This window comes from Halomonas sp. BC2 (assembly GCF_002078115.1).
In the GTDB taxonomy this organism is placed as follows: Bacteria; Pseudomonadota; Gammaproteobacteria; order Pseudomonadales; family Halomonadaceae; genus Vreelandella; species Vreelandella stevensii.
On sequence record NZ_LFGT01000005.1, the window covers coordinates 236,238 to 252,081 of the forward strand.

General features: G+C 61.1%; 15 protein-coding genes. 12 read left to right on the forward strand and 3 right to left on the reverse strand.

Annotation, left to right across the window (positions count from 1 at the left end):
* Position 1: 1 nt before the first annotated feature.
* From B7L71_RS04610 to fnr, 9 genes are all read left to right on the forward strand, one after another.
* The gene (locus B7L71_RS04610) at positions 2-226 is read left to right on the forward strand and encodes a CcoQ/FixQ family Cbb3-type cytochrome c oxidase assembly chaperone (RefSeq protein WP_039181513.1); all 225 of its coding nucleotides are present in this window, start codon (positions 2-4) and stop codon (positions 224-226) included.
* A complete protein-coding gene (ccoP, locus tag B7L71_RS04615; RefSeq protein ID WP_081136284.1) occupies positions 223-1,152 on the forward strand; it encodes a cytochrome-c oxidase, cbb3-type subunit III in 930 nt (309 codons plus the stop codon). Before B7L71_RS04610 ends, ccoP begins: the two co-directional genes overlap by 4 nt.
* 223 nt (positions 1,153-1,375) lie before the next feature.
* Positions 1,376-2,812 carry a cytochrome c oxidase accessory protein CcoG gene (gene ccoG, locus B7L71_RS04620; protein WP_081136286.1) on the forward strand — a complete coding sequence of 479 codons (1,437 nt, stop codon included), beginning with the start codon at positions 1,376-1,378 and terminating at the stop codon, positions 2,810-2,812.
* 6 nt (positions 2,813-2,818) lie between these two features.
* Positions 2,819-3,340, forward strand: coding sequence for a FixH family protein (locus B7L71_RS04625; protein WP_081136287.1), 522 nt, complete (start codon positions 2,819-2,821; stop codon positions 3,338-3,340).
* On the forward strand, positions 3,337-5,790 hold the full coding sequence (locus tag B7L71_RS04630) for a heavy metal translocating P-type ATPase (protein WP_081136289.1): 2,454 nt from the start codon (positions 3,337-3,339) through the stop codon (positions 5,788-5,790). The genes B7L71_RS04625 and B7L71_RS04630 overlap by 4 nt, the downstream gene beginning before the upstream one ends.
* A complete protein-coding gene (gene ccoS, locus B7L71_RS04635) occupies positions 5,787-6,005 on the forward strand; it encodes a cbb3-type cytochrome oxidase assembly protein CcoS (protein WP_039181529.1) in 219 nt (72 codons plus the stop codon). Before B7L71_RS04630 ends, ccoS begins: the two co-directional genes overlap by 4 nt.
* A complete protein-coding gene (locus B7L71_RS04640; protein ID WP_081136290.1) occupies positions 6,002-6,700 on the forward strand; it encodes a sulfite exporter TauE/SafE family protein in 699 nt (232 codons plus the stop codon). The genes ccoS and B7L71_RS04640 overlap by 4 nt, the downstream gene beginning before the upstream one ends.
* Before the next feature lie 110 nt (positions 6,701-6,810).
* Positions 6,811-8,235: an oxygen-independent coproporphyrinogen III oxidase gene (gene hemN, locus B7L71_RS04645; protein ID WP_081136292.1), complete on the forward strand. Its 1,425-nt coding sequence runs from the start codon at positions 6,811-6,813 to the stop codon at positions 8,233-8,235.
* 60 nt (positions 8,236-8,295) lie between these two features.
* A complete protein-coding gene (gene fnr, locus B7L71_RS04650; protein ID WP_081136293.1) occupies positions 8,296-9,048 on the forward strand; it encodes a fumarate/nitrate reduction transcriptional regulator Fnr in 753 nt (250 codons plus the stop codon).
* Here the strand turns inward: fnr and ttcA are convergent.
* From ttcA to B7L71_RS04665, 3 genes are all read right to left on the reverse strand, one after another.
* Positions 9,035-9,946 carry a tRNA 2-thiocytidine(32) synthetase TtcA gene (gene ttcA / locus B7L71_RS04655; RefSeq protein WP_081136295.1) on the reverse strand — a complete coding sequence of 304 codons (912 nt, stop codon included), beginning with the start codon at positions 9,944-9,946 and terminating at the stop codon, positions 9,035-9,037. The genes fnr and ttcA overlap by 14 nt on opposite strands.
* A 103-nt stretch (positions 9,947-10,049) precedes the next feature.
* Positions 10,050-10,664 carry a DNA polymerase III subunit epsilon gene (locus tag B7L71_RS04660; RefSeq protein WP_371317396.1) on the reverse strand — a complete coding sequence of 205 codons (615 nt, stop codon included), beginning with the start codon at positions 10,662-10,664 and terminating at the stop codon, positions 10,050-10,052.
* Positions 10,665-10,690: 26 nt separating this feature from the next.
* Positions 10,691-12,526: a DUF294 nucleotidyltransferase-like domain-containing protein gene (locus B7L71_RS04665; protein ID WP_081136298.1), complete on the reverse strand. Its 1,836-nt coding sequence runs from the start codon at positions 12,524-12,526 to the stop codon at positions 10,691-10,693.
* Positions 12,527-13,144: 618 nt separating this feature from the next.
* Here B7L71_RS04665 and B7L71_RS04670 point away from each other — a divergent pair.
* The 3 genes from B7L71_RS04670 to B7L71_RS04680 all read left to right on the forward strand — a co-directional run bounded on the left by B7L71_RS04670 (position 13,145) and on the right by B7L71_RS04680 (position 15,833).
* Positions 13,145-13,405 carry a DUF4212 domain-containing protein gene (locus B7L71_RS04670; protein WP_081136299.1) on the forward strand — a complete coding sequence of 87 codons (261 nt, stop codon included), beginning with the start codon at positions 13,145-13,147 and terminating at the stop codon, positions 13,403-13,405.
* A gap of 6 nt (positions 13,406-13,411) precedes the next feature.
* Entirely contained in the window at positions 13,412-15,208 is a 1,797-nt protein-coding gene (locus B7L71_RS04675; protein WP_081136301.1) for a sodium:solute symporter family protein, read from the forward strand.
* A gap of 97 nt (positions 15,209-15,305) precedes the next feature.
* Positions 15,306-15,833 carry a hypothetical protein gene (locus B7L71_RS04680; protein WP_081136302.1) on the forward strand — a complete coding sequence of 176 codons (528 nt, stop codon included), beginning with the start codon at positions 15,306-15,308 and terminating at the stop codon, positions 15,831-15,833.
* Positions 15,834-15,844: the final 11 nt, after the last annotated feature.

Genomic DNA, 15,844 nt, shown 5'->3' on the forward strand with positions numbered 1-15,844 from the left:
TATGGATACGGGAACTTTCCGCGGACTTATCACGTTCATTCTCATTGTCGCTTTCGTAGGCATCTTCTTCTGGGCCTACTCCAAGCGGCGTAAACCCGACTTCGATGAAGCGGCCAACCTGCCCTTTGCCGACGATGAAAACGATAAGCAACCGACCCGTGACAAGCATGCTTCGCCAGAGGGCGAAGCGGATTCCCGCCACGACAGGGGAGATAAGAATAGATGAATAACTTATGGGGTGACTCCCTATCCAGCTTCTGGAGCGCCTGGATCATCGTCATCACTCTGGGCACGATTGCGCTGAGCGTTTGGATCCTCATGACCAACCGCCGCACCGACAAGACCCCGGATGCTGATGGCAATGTAGAGACCACTGGCCACGCGGCTGACGGCATCGAAGAGTACGACAATCCCCTGCCCCAGTGGTGGTTCAAGCTCTTCATCCTGACCGTGGTCTTTGCGCTGGGCTATCTGGTGCTCTATCCAGGCCTGGGCAACTATGCGGGCGTGCTGGGCTGGACCCAGGAAGGTCAGTGGGAAGAGGAAGTGGCGCAGGCCAACGAGCGCTTCACACCGATCTTTGCTCAGTACCAGGAAGTGCCGATCCCCGAGCTGGCACAGGATGCCGAGGCCATGCAGGTAGCCGAGCGCATTTACCTGAACAACTGCGCGGTGTGTCACGGCTCCAACGCCCAGGGCGGCTACGGCTTCCCGAACCTGACCAACGACGACTGGCTGTATGGCGGCGAGCCCGAGAACATTCTCGCGACCCTGAACAATGGTCGTAACGGCCTGATGCCCTCCTGGCAGCAGCTTGGTGAAAACAACATCGAGAACCTGACCCAGTACGTGCTGTCGCTCTCCAACCTGGAGCACGACGAAGAGCGCGCCGCCAGCGGTGAAAGCACGTATCTGGCCGCCTGTGCTGCCTGTCACGCACCTAGCGGCACCGGCAACACGGCACTCGGCGCGCCCAACCTGACCAACGATATCTGGCTGTATCAGGCACCGGGTCAGAGCGTTGCCGACTCCATTCGCCAAACGCTGCGCAATGGTCGTAACGGCCACATGCCTGCTCAAGCGGCGTACATTGGTGAAGAGCGCGTCCACCTGGTGGCCGCGTACGTGTACAGCCTGCGCTTCCGCGACTGATCCCGTTATCAGGCGTTTGACGCCAGCGTGCACGAAGGGTGCGGTTTCATACCGCACCCTTTCTACATCCAGCAACCGCTCAGCCGTTCGGCGATCCGTTACACTATTGTTTATCGACACAGATTTATCGAAACAGGTTTAGCGACACGGCATAACGCTACTACGCCAGCGACCACCCTTCGGCTGCCGCCCACGTCTGCCTCACTGAGCTGCGATCACCGCCATGGAAAAAATACCTAGCCACGATATTACGCCGCCAACCGTTGGGCACCACACGCCTGGCCAGAACGAGACCCAAGAGCTGTACGCCAAGCGGCGGCATATCTACGTGCGTGAAATCAAAGGTCTGTTTCAAAAGGTTCGGCGCAGCGCCAACTGGGCGCTGATGATGGCCTTTTTTCTACTTCCCTGGTTGAACTGGGGAGAGCGACCGGCCATATGGTTCGACCTGCCCGGGCGTGAGTTTCATATCTTTGCGGCCACTTTCTACCCGCAAGAGTTCGTGCTGCTCTCGTGGCTATTGATCATCTGTGCCTTTGGGCTGTTTTTCATCACGGTGTTTGCCGGTCGTGTCTGGTGCGGCTATACCTGCCCACAGAGCGTCTGGACCTTCCTGTACATCTGGCTGGAACATCGTATCGAAGGCAGCCGCCATCAGCGCATCAAGCTGGACCAACAGGCCATGGACGCCAGCAAGGCGTGGCGCAAGACCGCCAAGCACAGCGCCTGGCTGCTGATCGCTCTGGCCACCGGCGTGACCTTCGTGGGCTATTTCACGCCCATTCGTTCACTGGTGGTCGAACTGCCCACACTGGAGGCCCACGGCTGGTCCTACTTCTGGGTCGGCTTCTTCTTGGTGTTCACTTACCTGAATGCGGGCTGGTTGCGTGAGCAGGTGTGCATCTACATGTGCCCCTACGCCCGCTTTCAGTCGGTCATGTTCGACCGTGATACGCTGATCGTTTCTTACGACGCCACCCGGGGAGAACCGCGCGGCAGCCGCAAGAAAACCCTCACCCATTCCCAGGCTCAGGCGGCAGGATACGGTGACTGTATCGACTGCGAGCTGTGCGTGCAGGTGTGCCCCACGGGGATCGATATTCGCGACGGCCTTCAGTACGAATGCATCACCTGCGCCGCCTGTATCGATGCCTGTGACAGCGTCATGGATCGCATGGGCTACCCCCGTGGGCTGGTTCGTTACACCACGGAGAACGCGCTGGAAGGCAAGAAGAGCCATGTGCTGCGCCCCCGCCTGCTGGGCTATCTGGCCGCGCTGCTGGTCATGATCGCCACGTTTGCCTGGGCGGTGAACGACCGCATGCCGCTGGGCTTCGAGGCCGAGCGGGAGCGCACCCAGCTTTACCAGATCACGCGAGACGGTCAGGTCAGCAACGTCTACAACCTGACGATTCGCAATCTGGACAATAGGGCCCACACCTATCAGCTGAGCGTGACCGGGCTCGAGACGCTCTCCCTGGACCGCACATCGATCGAAGTGCCTGCCGGTGAGACACGCACCCAGATCGTGACCGTCCTGGCCGACCCCGCTGAGCTGCGAGAGCCCAGCCAATCGATTACCTTTATCTTGCAGTCTCAGCAAGACAACACCATTCGCTCGGAGCGTGAGACACGTTTCCTGGGCGACGTTAGGAGATAAGCCCCCATGTCCGACACCCCGATTCAGCCCTGGTACAAGCAGTTCTGGCCATGGTTCCTGCTGGCACTGCTCTCCTCGTCCATCGTGGTCAGCACTACCTTTGCCGTACTGTCGGTCAAGACTGCCGACGGCATGGTGGTCCAGGAGGATTACTACGAACACGGCAAGGCCATCAACATGATTTTGGCCAAGCAGGAGCGTGCCAACGAGCTGGGGCTTTCCGCCGAGCTGCGCATCGATCCGCTCACCAGCGATATCGTGCTGGACCTGACCGGCGACGACCGCCCGGAGACCCTCTACCTGACGCTGATCTTCCCGACCCAGGATGACCGTGATCAGGAGTTCGTGCTGCAGCACGTGCGCGAAGGCCGCTACATCACCCAGGGCCCCGACAACCTGCGCTACCGCTGGTACATTCAGCTGCAGCCCCAGCAAACCGAAGCCGACTGGCGGCTGATCGGTGAGGCGCGCTTCCCCAATGAAGAGAGTGTCGCCCTTCTACCCGGAGGCCGCACGCAGAGCGAATGAGTAATGCATCTCTAGCCAGCTGTTACCACTGCGGCAGCGCGGTGCCTGATGGGGCACCATGGAAGATCATCATTGACGAAGCGCCCCAGCCGCTTTGCTGCCCCGGCTGCGAAGCGGTCGCCCACGCCATTGTGGAAGGCGGCCTGGAGAGCTACTACCGCTACCGCACCGAGCTACCGGAGCGCCCCGACGAGCGTCAGGCCAGCAAATCAGACACCTGGTCGGTGTTCGACGACCCCGCGCTGCAGGCCCAGTTCACCCACCCGGAAGGGGATGAAGGCCACCTGCGGGCAACCCTGGCCGTAGAGGGGATTACCTGCGCCGCCTGCGCCTGGCTCATCGAACACCGTCTGAACGCCCTGGAGGGCGTCACCTCCAGCGCGGTCAACCTGTCTCACCACCGCCTGCGCGTGTGCTGGGACCCGACACGTATCAAGCTCTCCCAGCTGTTTGCCGAGCTGGCCAGCATTGGCTACAGCGCCCAACCCTACGAGCCCGACCAGGCCCAGGCGCGCCTGCAGCACGAAGAGCGCATGAACGTACGCCGTCTGATCGTAGCCGCCGTGGGCATGATGCAGGTGATGATGTTCTCGATACCGATCTATGTGTCGGACCCGGGGGAGCTGAGCGCCGACTTCTATGCCCTGTTCCACTGGCTTTCGTTTGCGCTGGCAACGCCAGTGGTGCTGTTTTCGGCACAGCCCTTTTTCCGCAATGCCCTGCGCGACCTGAAAAGCGGCGTGCTGGGCATGGACGTGCCGGTCTCGCTGGCCATTGGCGGCGCTTACCTGGCCAGCAGCTACGCGGTACTGTTCGATGTCGGCGAGGTGTATTTCGACTCCGTGGCCATGTTCACCTTCTTTCTGCTGTTTGGCCGCTACGTGGAGGGCCGCGCGCGGCGCCGTAGCGGCCACAGCGGCAATGCGCTGAGCGGCGTACTGCCGGTCTCGGCCATTCGTCTGGAGGCGGATGGCAGTGAGCGTATTCTGCCTGCCAGCGAACTGGCGATTGGCGACCGCGTATTGATCAAGCCAGGCCACGGCGTCCCTGCCGATGGCGTGATCGAAGAGGGCGAATCCAGCCTCGACGAATCCATGCTGACCGGCGAGTACTTGCCGGTGACCCGGCGCATCGGCGATAGCGTGGTGGGCGGCAGCCAGAACATGGAAAACCCGCTGACCATGCGCGTCACCCACCCTGGCAATACGGCTCGGGTAGCAGGCATCGTCGACCTGACCGATCGCGCCTTTGCCAGCCGCCCCCGCCTGGCGCAAATGGCCGCCCGCATGGCCCACCTGTTCGTCCTTCGGCTACTGCTGGTGACGGCCTGTGTCACCATCACCTGGTGGATCATCGACCCGTCGAGAGTGCTCTGGATCATGATATCGGTACTGGTGGTCACCTGCCCCTGTGCACTGGCTCTGGCCACGCCCACGGCGCTGACCGCCGGCCACGGCCAGCTGCGCCAGCGGGGCGTGCTGATTACCCGCGCCGATGCCATCGAGTCGCTGTCCAACGTTACCCGCGTCATCTTCGACAAGACCGGCACGCTGACCCGCGGTGAAATGCAGCTCACCCAGACCCAACCGCTGGGGCATCACGATAGCGAGCATCTACGCGCCATTGCCGCCGCGCTGGAGGCCCACTCCGAGCATCCTATCGCCCGCGCCTTCCGCCCCTTCCGCGATGCCACGCTTCAGGCACGCCATGTGAAGAGCCATACCGGTAGCGGCCTGGAGGGCACCCTCGATGGAGCCGTCTGGCGGTTGGGCAAGCCCGACTTCGCCAGCCAGCAAAGCATCGCGGTGCCGGGCAGCGGGCAGTGGCTGCTGCTGAGCGAAGATCACCAGCCGCGCGCCTGGTTCAAGCTGCATGACGGCATTCGGGAAGACGCCGCGCAAACCGTGGCGGCCCTGCAAGCACGCGGTCTGGCGGTGGAGCTGCTCTCCGGGGATACCCGGGAAGCCGTGGAAAGCCTGGCCGATCAGCTCAATATCGAGACCTGGCACGCGGGCCAGTCCCCCGAGGACAAGCTGAACCGGCTGCGCGAGCTGCAGGCCCAGGGCGAACGGGTGGTAATGATTGGCGATGGCATCAACGATGTGCCCGTGCTGGCGGGGGCCGATGTCGCGATTGCCATGAACAGTGCCACCGACCTGGCGCGTACCCGCGCCGATGCGGTACTGATGAGCCCACGCCTGATGCGCATCCACGATGCCGTGGATATTGCCCAGGCCACCCGCCGCATCATGCGGCAAAACATGATCTGGTCGGTGTGCTACAACTTCTCGGCCTTGCCGCTGGCCGCCATGGGGCTCATTCCGCCCTGGCTGGCCGCCATCGGCATGTCGCTGAGCTCGCTGGTGGTGGTGGGCAACGCCTTGCGTCTATCGCGTTGGCGCAGTGCTCCAACCCCCAGCATCGCCCCCACCAAACCGGTGACTGCATGAGCATTCTGTACCTGTTGATTCCGCTATCGCTGATCCTGCTCGGCCTCGCGGTCTGGGCCTTCTTCTGGGCGGTGAAGCACGACCAGTTCGAAGACCTGGAAGGCCCTGCCCACCGCATCCTGTTCGATGACGACGAAAACGACCTGACCCCCGAACAGCGCGCCGAGCGAAAAAACAGGGCCAAGCCGCCTCGCGACCAAGAGCCCCCGCCATGAACCCGACCGGGCTGGACCTGCCGCCGCTGCTGGCGGCCTGGGTATTTGGCCTCATGGGCGGAGCGCACTGCATCGGCATGTGCGGTGGCATCATGAGCGCCCTCACCTTCGCCGTGCCGCCCAGCATGCGCCACCCTGCTCGCCTGGGCGGGCTGCTGATGAGCTACAACCTGGGGCGTATTCTCAGCTACATGGTGGCCGGAGCGCTAGTGGCTGCGCTGGGCACACTGGTCTCGCTCTCCCCGGCCGCCGGAGTGAGCCTGCAGGTGGTGGCGGCGGTCATGCTGATTCTGATGGCGCTGTACATCGCCAACTGGTGGAAAGGTCTGCTCCGGGTCGAGGCCGCCGGACGCTACCTGTGGCGCTATCTCGAACCCCTGGGCCGACGGTTGATGCCTGTCGTGCATCTGCCCCAGGCTTTTGCCCTGGGTGCAATCTGGGGCTGGCTACCCTGTGGGCTGGTGTACTCCATGCTGGCCTGGAGTCTGGCCACGGCCGACCCGCAGCAGGGCGCGTTGCTGATGGGTGCCTTCGGACTGGGCACCCTGCCAGCCCTGCTGGCCACCGGCCTGGCGGCTCGCCAGATGGGCCAGCTCATTCGCCACCCCGCCACGCGTACCGTGGCCGCCTTGACCATCATCGGCTTTGCCCTGTGGCAACTGTGGTCGCTGCTGCCGACGGCCCTCCACCCATAGCTTGATATAGCTCAACGCTTTGCCCGCTTCGATGCCTTAGCATGCAGGCATATGTCGGCCGGTGGCCCACCACCTGGCTACTTTGCCCTGTTACCACGGAGCGTCTCTTCATGCCCCTTGCCTCTGCTGCCACCGTACCTCCTCACCTCGCAGCGGCCGAGACCCCTGCCTGGGACGAGGCCCTGCTGCGCCGTTACGACACCAGCGGCCCACGCTATACGTCCTACCCTACGGCACTCTCCTTTGACGCAGACATCGGTGCCGACGACGTCACTGAAGCCCTGGCGCGCAGCAATGCCAGCCAACGGCCGCTCTCCCTGTACGTGCACGTGCCCTTTTGCCGCAAGATCTGCTTTTACTGCGCCTGCAACAAGATCGCCACCAAGAACACCCAGCTGGCCGAACCCTACCTATCGCGCCTCGATCGTGAAATGGTGCTGACCTCGCGCCATCTGGATACTCGGCGGCCCGTGCAGCAGCTGCACTGGGGCGGTGGCACCCCAACGTTCCTGACCCTGGCGCAAATGAGCGACCTGGTAGACAGGTTGGACGCGAGGTTTGGGCTCTCCAACGCTCCTGACCGCGATTACGCCATCGAGATCGACCCCCGTGAAGCAGATGTCTTTACCCTGCGCCACCTGCAGTCGCTGGGTTTCAATCGCCTCAGCCTGGGCGTCCAGGACCTGAACCCTAGGGTACAGGCGGCCATCAACCGCGTGCAGCCCAAGGTCATGACCGAAACCCTGATGGACGAAGCACATCGGCTGGGCTTTCGCTCCCTCAATCTGGATCTGATTTACGGGCTACCGTTTCAGACCGAGCAGAGCTTTGCCGACACGCTTGGCCAGGTCATCGACCTCAACCCGGCCCGCTTGTCGGTGTTCAATTACGCCCACATGCCCAGCCGCTTTGCCCCCCAGCGGCGCATCAGCGAGACAGACCTGCCCAGCGCCGACGAGAAGCTGGCGATCCTGCGCACCACCATCGAGATGCTCACTCAGGCAGGCTATGTGCATATCGGCATGGACCACTTTGCCCGCCCGGACGACAGCCTCGCCCAGGCCCAGCGCCAAGGCACTCTGCAGCGTAACTTCCAGGGCTACTCCAGCCACGCCCAGTGCGACCTGATTGGCTTGGGCGTTTCGGCCATTTCCCGTATCGATGATCTGTATGCCCAGAACCCCACCCAGCTGGCCGCGTATGAAGCGGCATTGGATGAAGGTCGGCTGGCAACCGTCAAAGGAGTACGTTTAAATAAGGACGACCTAATGCGGAGAGACGTCATCGAGCGCCTGATGTGCGATATGGAAATTGACCTGGCCAGCGTTGGCCAACGTTGGCACATCGACGCGCCCGCCTACTTCGCCAGCGCGCTGGAGCGCCTGCAGCCCGCCGAGCGGGATGGCCTGCTGCAGCGCGAAGGGAACCGCCTGCGGGCAACACCGACCGGGCGGCTGCTAATTCGCCACCTGGCCATGGCGTTCGATGCGCGCTTGCAAAGCCAGTCATCGCAACGCTACTCGAAGATCGTATAAACGGCACCTTGAGACATTCACCCCCTGACCCTATGATGGCTAATGAAAAGGGAGAACAACATGCCATATCCTGCCAGCCAACGGCGTTCACTGCTGCAAGGGGCGCACTGCCAGACCTGCAGCCTCAGCTCGCTGTGCCTACCGCTCGCCCTGGAGCTGGAGGATATGAGCCAGTTCGACGCCATCATCCGCCGCCGCGCACCGCTCAAGAAGGGCGAACCGCTGTTTCGCCAGGGCGATGCGTTCACCAGCGTCTATGCGGTACGTTCCGGCAGCCTGAAACAGGTGACCAGCGAAGGCAACGGCAACGATCAGTTGACCAACTTCTATCTGCCCAGCGAGCTGGTGGGGTTGGATGGTATCGATGGAGAGCAGTATCCCGGCAGCGTGATCGCCCTGGAAACCACCGCAGTGTGCGAGATTCCTTTCGACCGCCTGGACACCCTATCGCAAGAGCTGCCGGAGCTGCGCAGCCAGCTTTACCGCAGCATGAGCAAGGAGCTGCGTGATGATCGGCGCATGATGCGCCTGCTATCGCGCAAAACCGCCGACCAGCGGCTGGCCAGCTTCCTGATTACCCTCTCTGATCGCTTCCGGCGACGCGGCTACTCGCCCTACAGCTTCCGGCTCTCCATGTCTCGCGCCGACATGGGGAACTACCTGGGGCTGGCCGTCGAAACCGTCAGCCGTATCCTGAGCCGCTTTCAGCAACAGAACGTGGTGGCCGTCTCGGGCCGAGAGGTCAATATTCTCGACCTGCAGCGGCTCATCACCCTGGCCGAAGAGGAGGAGCAGGCAATCAGCTCACGTTGAACGCCTGAATCCGCCCTTCCATCAGCGCCGCCTGTTTGGCTTCCAGCCCGACGAAGTCGAACAGCGCCCGGTCGGCCAATTGGGAAGGCGCCACATTGGTGACGGCCTTGAACATGCTCTCCAGCCGCCCCGGGTGCTTCTTGTCCCATTCGGCCAGCATGTCCTTGACGATCTGACGCTGCATGTTGGGCTGCGACCCGCACAGGTTGCAGGGAATGATCGGAAACTCCATCAGCCGTGAGAATTCGGCAATGTCCGCTTCCTTGCAGTAGGCCAAGGGGCGGATCACGATGTTCTTGCCGTCGTCGGACAGCAGCTTGGGCGGCATGGCCTTCAGGGTTCCGCCAAAGAACATGTTGAGAAACAGCGTCTCGAGGATATCTTCCCGGTGGTGGCCCAGGGCAATCTTGTTGGCGCCGATCTCCTCGGCAAACCCGTAAAGTGACCCGCGACGCAGTCGCGAGCAGAGCGCGCAGGTGGTCTTGCCTTCCGGGGTTTTCTCCTTCACCACCGAATAGGTATCCCGCTCCAGAATGTGGTACTCCACACCCAGCTGATCCAGGTAACGGGGCAGCACGTGCTCGGGAAAGCCCGGCTGCTTCTGGTCGAGGTTGACCGCCACCAGGGAAAAGTTGACCGGCGCATTGCGCTGCAGATTGCGCAGGATTTCCAGCATGGTGTAGCTGTCCTTGCCGCCCGACAGGCATACCATGACCCGATCCCCCTCATCAATCATGTTGTAATCGATGATGGCGTTGCCCACTTCACGACGAAGACGCTTCTGCAACTTGTTGAATTCGCGCTTCTGTTTGGCATCCTGAAGTTCAGGCTGCTGTTCAGACGCCGCATTGGTGGCACGCGTCGCCGAGGAGGGGTCGAAAAAATCAGGTGATAACATGGTCGTTGTACTGCCGATGGGTGAAGGAGCAGCGGCTATTCTACAAGACTCGCAGGCGCGACCCAATACAAACCCATCGTCGGCCTCTGGCCAGCGCGTCGGCTCACACCGTGAAAAGGCGTTCACTCTGCAAGCGCTGATAGAGCAGCGCCGCCGCCGTGGCCTCGCTTTGTACCGAGGGCCAGGCCAGCGGCAGAGACCAGCACGACAACGCTTCGTTGATGCTCGGGCCGACCTCCGCCTGGGGATGCAAACGGCGTAGCTGACGAGCATGTAGCCTGGCCAGGTCGACCTGAGCATTGGGCAGCCCAAACCCCAGCGTGGCCTTGAACATCCGGCCAAGCGGCGCCAGCAGGGCATCCAACTGCCACCCCACCACGGGCCGGTTACCGATGAACCCCGCCAGCACTTCGATCCGAGTTCCCGAGTCAACTGACGAAGCAGGTGCATCGTCTCGCTCCTGACGATGAGGCATGTGTTCGCCTTTCATGGTCAGCGTGTCGCTCCAGGCATGGCTGGTCAACACCCGGCGCGGCGTCAATACGACAGCGGCCACGCGCAGCTCGCCCGGGCGAGCCTGGCTTTCACGACACGCCAACGCCACTGCTTCTTCGCCCATATAAGGCTGGAACAGCCAGCCATGCGGCGTGTCCGCGAACCGCCGTCGATCGCTTTCACGCTGCACCAGGGTTCTCAGTGAGCCGCTCAAGAGACCCACGTGCCTATCCAATAGCCGCATTCCACTCACGAATACTCCAGATGATAACGATGGGACAGCCGCTGCTTGAAGTCCTTGACGATGTGCAGCGCTTCGCGTAGCAGGTCACGCTCCAGCGATGAAAGCTCCTGGACCACGACTCGGTTGGTGCGTTTGCCGGTATCGGCATCGCGGGCGCCCGCGCTTTTCAGCTCCTGCAACTGCTGCTTCAGACGCAGCTCGGTAAACAGCGCCAGCGCCTCACCCAGGTCGTCGGCAAAGCGGCGGTCCAGACGGCCATCGGCGGCCAGCGCATCGAGCCGATCCAGCGTAGAGGTCGCCTTGATGCGCCGCTCCAGCGCCATGGTGCGCACCCCATGAACAATCGGAAAAATGCCGCCTTTCTTGATATCGATGCCGTGCTGGGGCTTTTTCAGCGAACCAAACAGCGTCAACGGCGTCGAGAAACGCAGCGCTGCGCGGGCGAAATAGGAGAGCAGCAGCTCATCATGGGAACAGCGCGCAAACAGCGCCTCGCGCACACGGTCCAGCAGCGCGGGGTTGCCCGCGACGCCGTGGGCATCCAGCAAAATGGCCAGCTTCATCAGGCTGTCGCCATCCCGGGCCGACACCCACCTGGCGATGTTCGACTCCCACGTCGACACCGTGCCCACCCACTCAGGGTTACACACCATGATGTTGCCAGGGCACGGCGGGTAGCCCAGCTGCACCAGCGTCTCTGACAAGGTGTTCATGCACTCGGCCACGTCCGGCCACTGGCAATCGTCAGCCAGGATCAACCCGTTGTCCTGGTCGGTCTTGAGAATCTGCTCGCCACGGCCCTCGCTGCCCATGACCATCAGGCAGCTTTGCGGGTGGTACTGCTCGGGCACGGTCAAGGTCCACGCCTTACTCATGATGCGGCCATTCAACGCGGCCAGCAGGTCCATGGCAAAACGCAGCTTGACGCCCTGGGCCATGAGCGCCTTGACCAGCTCGGGCGTGCGCTGACTGGCCGATGCCAGGGCAGGCAGGCTATCGGCTTGCTCCACTTGCAAGCTCACCACATAGCTACGGCTGGAGAAGAACCCCAATACATCCGTCAGCTCCACCACCCCTTGCACCTGATCCTCTTCCATCACCACCACCCGCGATACCTGATGGCAGGTCATGGTGATCAAGGCATCAAACAGGTACTGCCCAGGAGCAACGGTGACCAGTGACCGATTGGCCAGTGACGCCACCGGGGTCTCCAACGAGGCGTTTTCGAGCACCAGGCCATTGAGCAGGTCCGTCTTGGTGACCATGCCCGGCCCGTCGTCGGTGGCCACCAGCAGGCTGTCGGCATGGCTGTCTTTCAACTGTTGGACGGCCTGTTGAACAGAGGCCTGGGCATCCATCATCAGCGGCAAACGCATGCACTCGCTCACCCGGGCCAACATGAACCCTGCCATGGTGACTCCCCCATCGGCACGCTTTTCGGTCAACAGACGCGCCTTGTGAGACAGCGACTGTTTGAAGAATTGCTCGAACGCCGGGTAGTGCCGACACAGCTGGCTGAACAGCGCCTTGGGCATGACGTAACACAGACACTCGTCTTCGGCCTGAAAGCGGTAGCGGCTCTTGCCATTCAGGATGCTGATCGCACCAAACAGATCACCCGCCGTATAGTGGCCGATACGCGCACTGGCAGCCGGCAGCGAGGGGTCCAGCTCGGCCACCTCGCCCTTGTGAATCAGAAACACCGAGGCGCCAGGCTGGCCCATTTCCAGAATGACCTCATCACGTTCGAAATAGGCCAGGTCCATGCCCCGGCGCACGTGATCCCGACCCTCCTCGTCCAGCAGGGTGAAGGGCAGTTGAGACAGCTCTACTTCTACCATGTAGCAACCTCGATCAAGCGCCTTGTCTCGCGCCACGCAATGGCTTTTGTGATTATTATTAACCTGTCACTCTCTTTGACCTGCTTTATACCCTGCTACTTTCTGCTATAACGCTAACGTCTTAACGACTTTTGTTTAGCGACTAAAGTAGCGCCTTTTACTCTCTCTTTAACGCTCTTTGGTCACTTTTACCAAGGTAGCAAACATTGGTTTAGCCAGAGCCATAGACCATTGTCCTATCGTCATACCCCAGCTTGCAAAAAAAGGTCGCTTATTCTCTAAAAAACAGTAAGATATAAAAACAACACAGGTTCAAAAAAGCCCTTACCAAGGCGTGATACCAAAGTCTGGGATTTATTTTTTGTATTTATTGCCCAGTATTATTAGTGAGTCATACAGGGTTAAAGCACACCACCCTAGCCATGTATCCAGAGCCGCTGACAACCACTCGAGAACACCTCAACGCTGACGGCTTAACAATAATAAGGTGACGTGCCTGGTAACGCCATTCAAGGAATCCACCACCGACAGGATCTCTTGTCTACGTTGCCCTGATGGATCACACGCTATCTTGAGTTCACTTTCCAACCCTAAAAATCACAACTGGAGAGCAACACAATGGCAGACGACAAGACCAATGCTGCTGAGTACTGGAAGGCCAACGTACGCCTGATCTTCGGGTGCATGATCGTTTGGGCCTTCGTCTCTTACGGATGCGCCATCCTCTTCCGCCCACTGCTGACCAGCATTTCCGTTGGCGGTACGGACCTGGGCTTCTGGTTCGCTCAGCAAGGCTCCATTCTTACCTTTATCGGCCTGATTTTCTTCTATGCCTGGAGAATGAATCAGCTCGACAAGAAATTTGGCCTGGGGGAGTAAGCAAGCATGAGCCAATTTGCCATTAACCTTTTGTTCGTAGGCGCGTCGTTCGCGCTCTATATCGGCATTGCGATATGGGCGCGGGCCGGGTCTACCAAGGACTTTTACGTGGCGGGGGGAGGTGTTCACCCCGTGACCAACGGTATGGCCACGGCCGCCGACTGGATGTCTGCCGCGTCGTTCATCTCCATGGCCGGCCTGATTGCCTCGGGCGGCTACGCCAACTCCACCTTCCTGATGGGTTGGACGGGCGGCTTCGTTATCCTGGCGATGCTGCTGGCACCTTACCTACGCAAGTTCGGCAAGTTTACCGTGCCGGACTTCATCGGTGAGCGCTTCTACAGCCGCACCGCCCGCGTGGTAGCGGTGGTGTGTCTGATCATCGCGTCAGTGACCTACGTTATCGGCCAGATGACCGGCGCTGGTGTGGCGTTCTCTCGCTTCCTCGAAGTGCCCAGCACCTGGGGTATCTGGATCGCCGCAGCGATCGTTTTCCTGTACGCCGTGTTTGGCGGCATGAAAGGCATCACCTACACCCAGGTGGCTCAGTACATCGTACTGATCGTGGCCTACACCATTCCGGCGGTGTTCATCGCCATGCAGCTGACCGGCAACCCGATCCCGATGTTCGGCATGTTCAGCACCCACACCGAGTCGGGCGTTCCTTTGCTGCAAAAGCTGGATGACGTCGTCAACGCGCTGGGCTTCCGCGACTACACCGCAGATGTGGACAACAAGCTGAACATGGTGCTGTTCACCCTGTCGTTGATGATCGGTACGGCGGGTCTTCCCCACGTCATCATTCGCTTCTTCACGGTGCCCAAGGTGGCTGACGCGCGCTGGTCGGCTGGCTGGGCATTGGTATTCATCGCCCTGCTCTACCTCACCGCGCCTGCGGTGGCCTCCATGGCACGTCTGAACCTGATGACCACCGTCTATCCCGAGATGACCGGACAGGTAGAGGATTACGAAATGGCAGCGGCCGAGCCTCTGCTGTACGAAGACCGTCCCACCTGGTTCAGAACCTGGGAAGATACCGGCCTCATCACCTTCAATGACTTGAACAACGATGGCCGTATCCAGTTCTACAACGACAGCAACACGGAGTTTGCAGCCACCGCCGAAGCACGCGGCTGGGAAGGTAACGAGCTGAACGTCAACAATGACATTCTGGTATTGGCCAACCCGGAGATTGCCAACCTGCCCGGCTGGGTCATCGGTTTGATCGCGGCAGGGGGTATCGCCGCAGCTCTTTCCACGGCCGCAGGCTTGCTGCTGGCGATCTCCTCGGCCATCAGTCATGACTTGATCAAGAACACCATCAACCCCAACATTTCCGAGAAAAACGAGATGCTGGCGGCACGGATCTCGATGGGGGGCGCCATTCTGCTGGCCACCTATCTGGGCTTGAACCCTCCCGGGTTTGCGGCACAGACGGTCGCCCTGGCCTTCGGTATCGCGGCAGCCTCGCTGTTCCCCGTGCTGATGATGGGTATCTTCTCCACCCGCATAAACAGCGCTGGCGCGATCTGCGGCATGCTGGCGGGCCTGGTGGCTACCCTGCTGTACATCTTCACCTACCTGGGCTGGTTCTTCATCCCCGGTACCAACATGCTGCCGAACACGCCTGACAACTGGTTCCTCGGCATTTCCCCGCTCTCCTTCGGTGCTGTCGGCGCACTGATCAACTTTGCGGTCGCCTTCGCTGTCTCCAGCGTCACGGCAGCGCCGCCCAAGGAGATTCAAGAGCTTGTCGAGAGCGTGCGTTACCCGAAAGGGGCTGGTGTCGCTGTCGATCACTAAGCCATAATCGTTCCTGGCTAGCCAACGGGCTAGTCCTGGAACCCATCACGCATCGGGCTTCCCATGGGAAGCCCGAGCTGTTTTAGGAAGCATCGTTATGATCTGGCACTTGATTGCCGCTGTCTTCGCCGCCCTGGCGGCGGCGGGTATTGCCCTGATACTGCGCCACCTGTCAGGACGCCGTCTGCCCAAATGGATCGTGCCTGTCTTTGCCGGACTCGGCATGCTGAGCTACCAGATTCACGTGGAGTACTCCTGGTTCGATCACAAGCAGCAGCAGCTACCCGCCTCGGCGGTGGTCGTGGACAGCAGTACCGGCACCGAAATATGGCGCCCATGGACCTTCGTGTTTCCCATGACCACGCGCTTCAGCGTGCTCGACCACGACAGCCTGCAGCGCACCCAGCACGAAGGCGCCACGCTGGCCGAGTTCATGCTCTACCACTTCGAGCGCCACCATACGGACCTGGTGATTCCCCAGGCCTACCTCTTGAACTGCAGCAGCCGTGAGCTGGTGCCGGTGGATATCGACACCCGTTCGCCGGACATCACCGGCATCCGCACGTTGCGCACCTCCTCCACGCTGCTCGAACAAGCCTGCGCCGAGCCTGCTCATTCATCTTGAGCACTGGCGCT

Excerpts from the sequence above, each read along its gene's own strand:
- hemN (WP_081136292.1), top strand. The coding sequence starts at position 6,811 with ATGCCCCTTGCCTCTGCTGCCACCGTACCTCCTCACCTCGCAGCGGCC.
- B7L71_RS04630 (WP_081136289.1), top strand. The coding sequence starts at position 3,337 with ATGAGTAATGCATCTCTAGCCAGCTGTTACCACTGCGGCAGCGCGGTG.
- ccoP (WP_081136284.1), top strand. The coding sequence starts at position 223 with ATGAATAACTTATGGGGTGACTCCCTATCCAGCTTCTGGAGCGCCTGG.
- ttcA (WP_081136295.1), bottom strand. The coding sequence starts at position 9,946 with ATGTTATCACCTGATTTTTTCGACCCCTCCTCGGCGACGCGTGCCACC.
- B7L71_RS04625 (WP_081136287.1), top strand. The coding sequence starts at position 2,819 with ATGTCCGACACCCCGATTCAGCCCTGGTACAAGCAGTTCTGGCCATGG.
- B7L71_RS04610 (WP_039181513.1), top strand. The coding sequence starts at position 2 with ATGGATACGGGAACTTTCCGCGGACTTATCACGTTCATTCTCATTGTC.
- B7L71_RS04665 (WP_081136298.1), bottom strand. The coding sequence starts at position 12,526 with ATGGTAGAAGTAGAGCTGTCTCAACTGCCCTTCACCCTGCTGGACGAG.
- B7L71_RS04680 (WP_081136302.1), top strand. The coding sequence starts at position 15,306 with ATGATCTGGCACTTGATTGCCGCTGTCTTCGCCGCCCTGGCGGCGGCG.
- ccoS (WP_039181529.1), top strand. The coding sequence starts at position 5,787 with ATGAGCATTCTGTACCTGTTGATTCCGCTATCGCTGATCCTGCTCGGC.
- B7L71_RS04640 (WP_081136290.1), top strand. The coding sequence starts at position 6,002 with ATGAACCCGACCGGGCTGGACCTGCCGCCGCTGCTGGCGGCCTGGGTA.
- B7L71_RS04675 (WP_081136301.1), top strand. The coding sequence starts at position 13,412 with ATGAGCCAATTTGCCATTAACCTTTTGTTCGTAGGCGCGTCGTTCGCG.
- B7L71_RS04670 (WP_081136299.1), top strand. The coding sequence starts at position 13,145 with ATGGCAGACGACAAGACCAATGCTGCTGAGTACTGGAAGGCCAACGTA.
- fnr (WP_081136293.1), top strand. The coding sequence starts at position 8,296 with ATGCCATATCCTGCCAGCCAACGGCGTTCACTGCTGCAAGGGGCGCAC.
- ccoG (WP_081136286.1), top strand. The coding sequence starts at position 1,376 with ATGGAAAAAATACCTAGCCACGATATTACGCCGCCAACCGTTGGGCAC.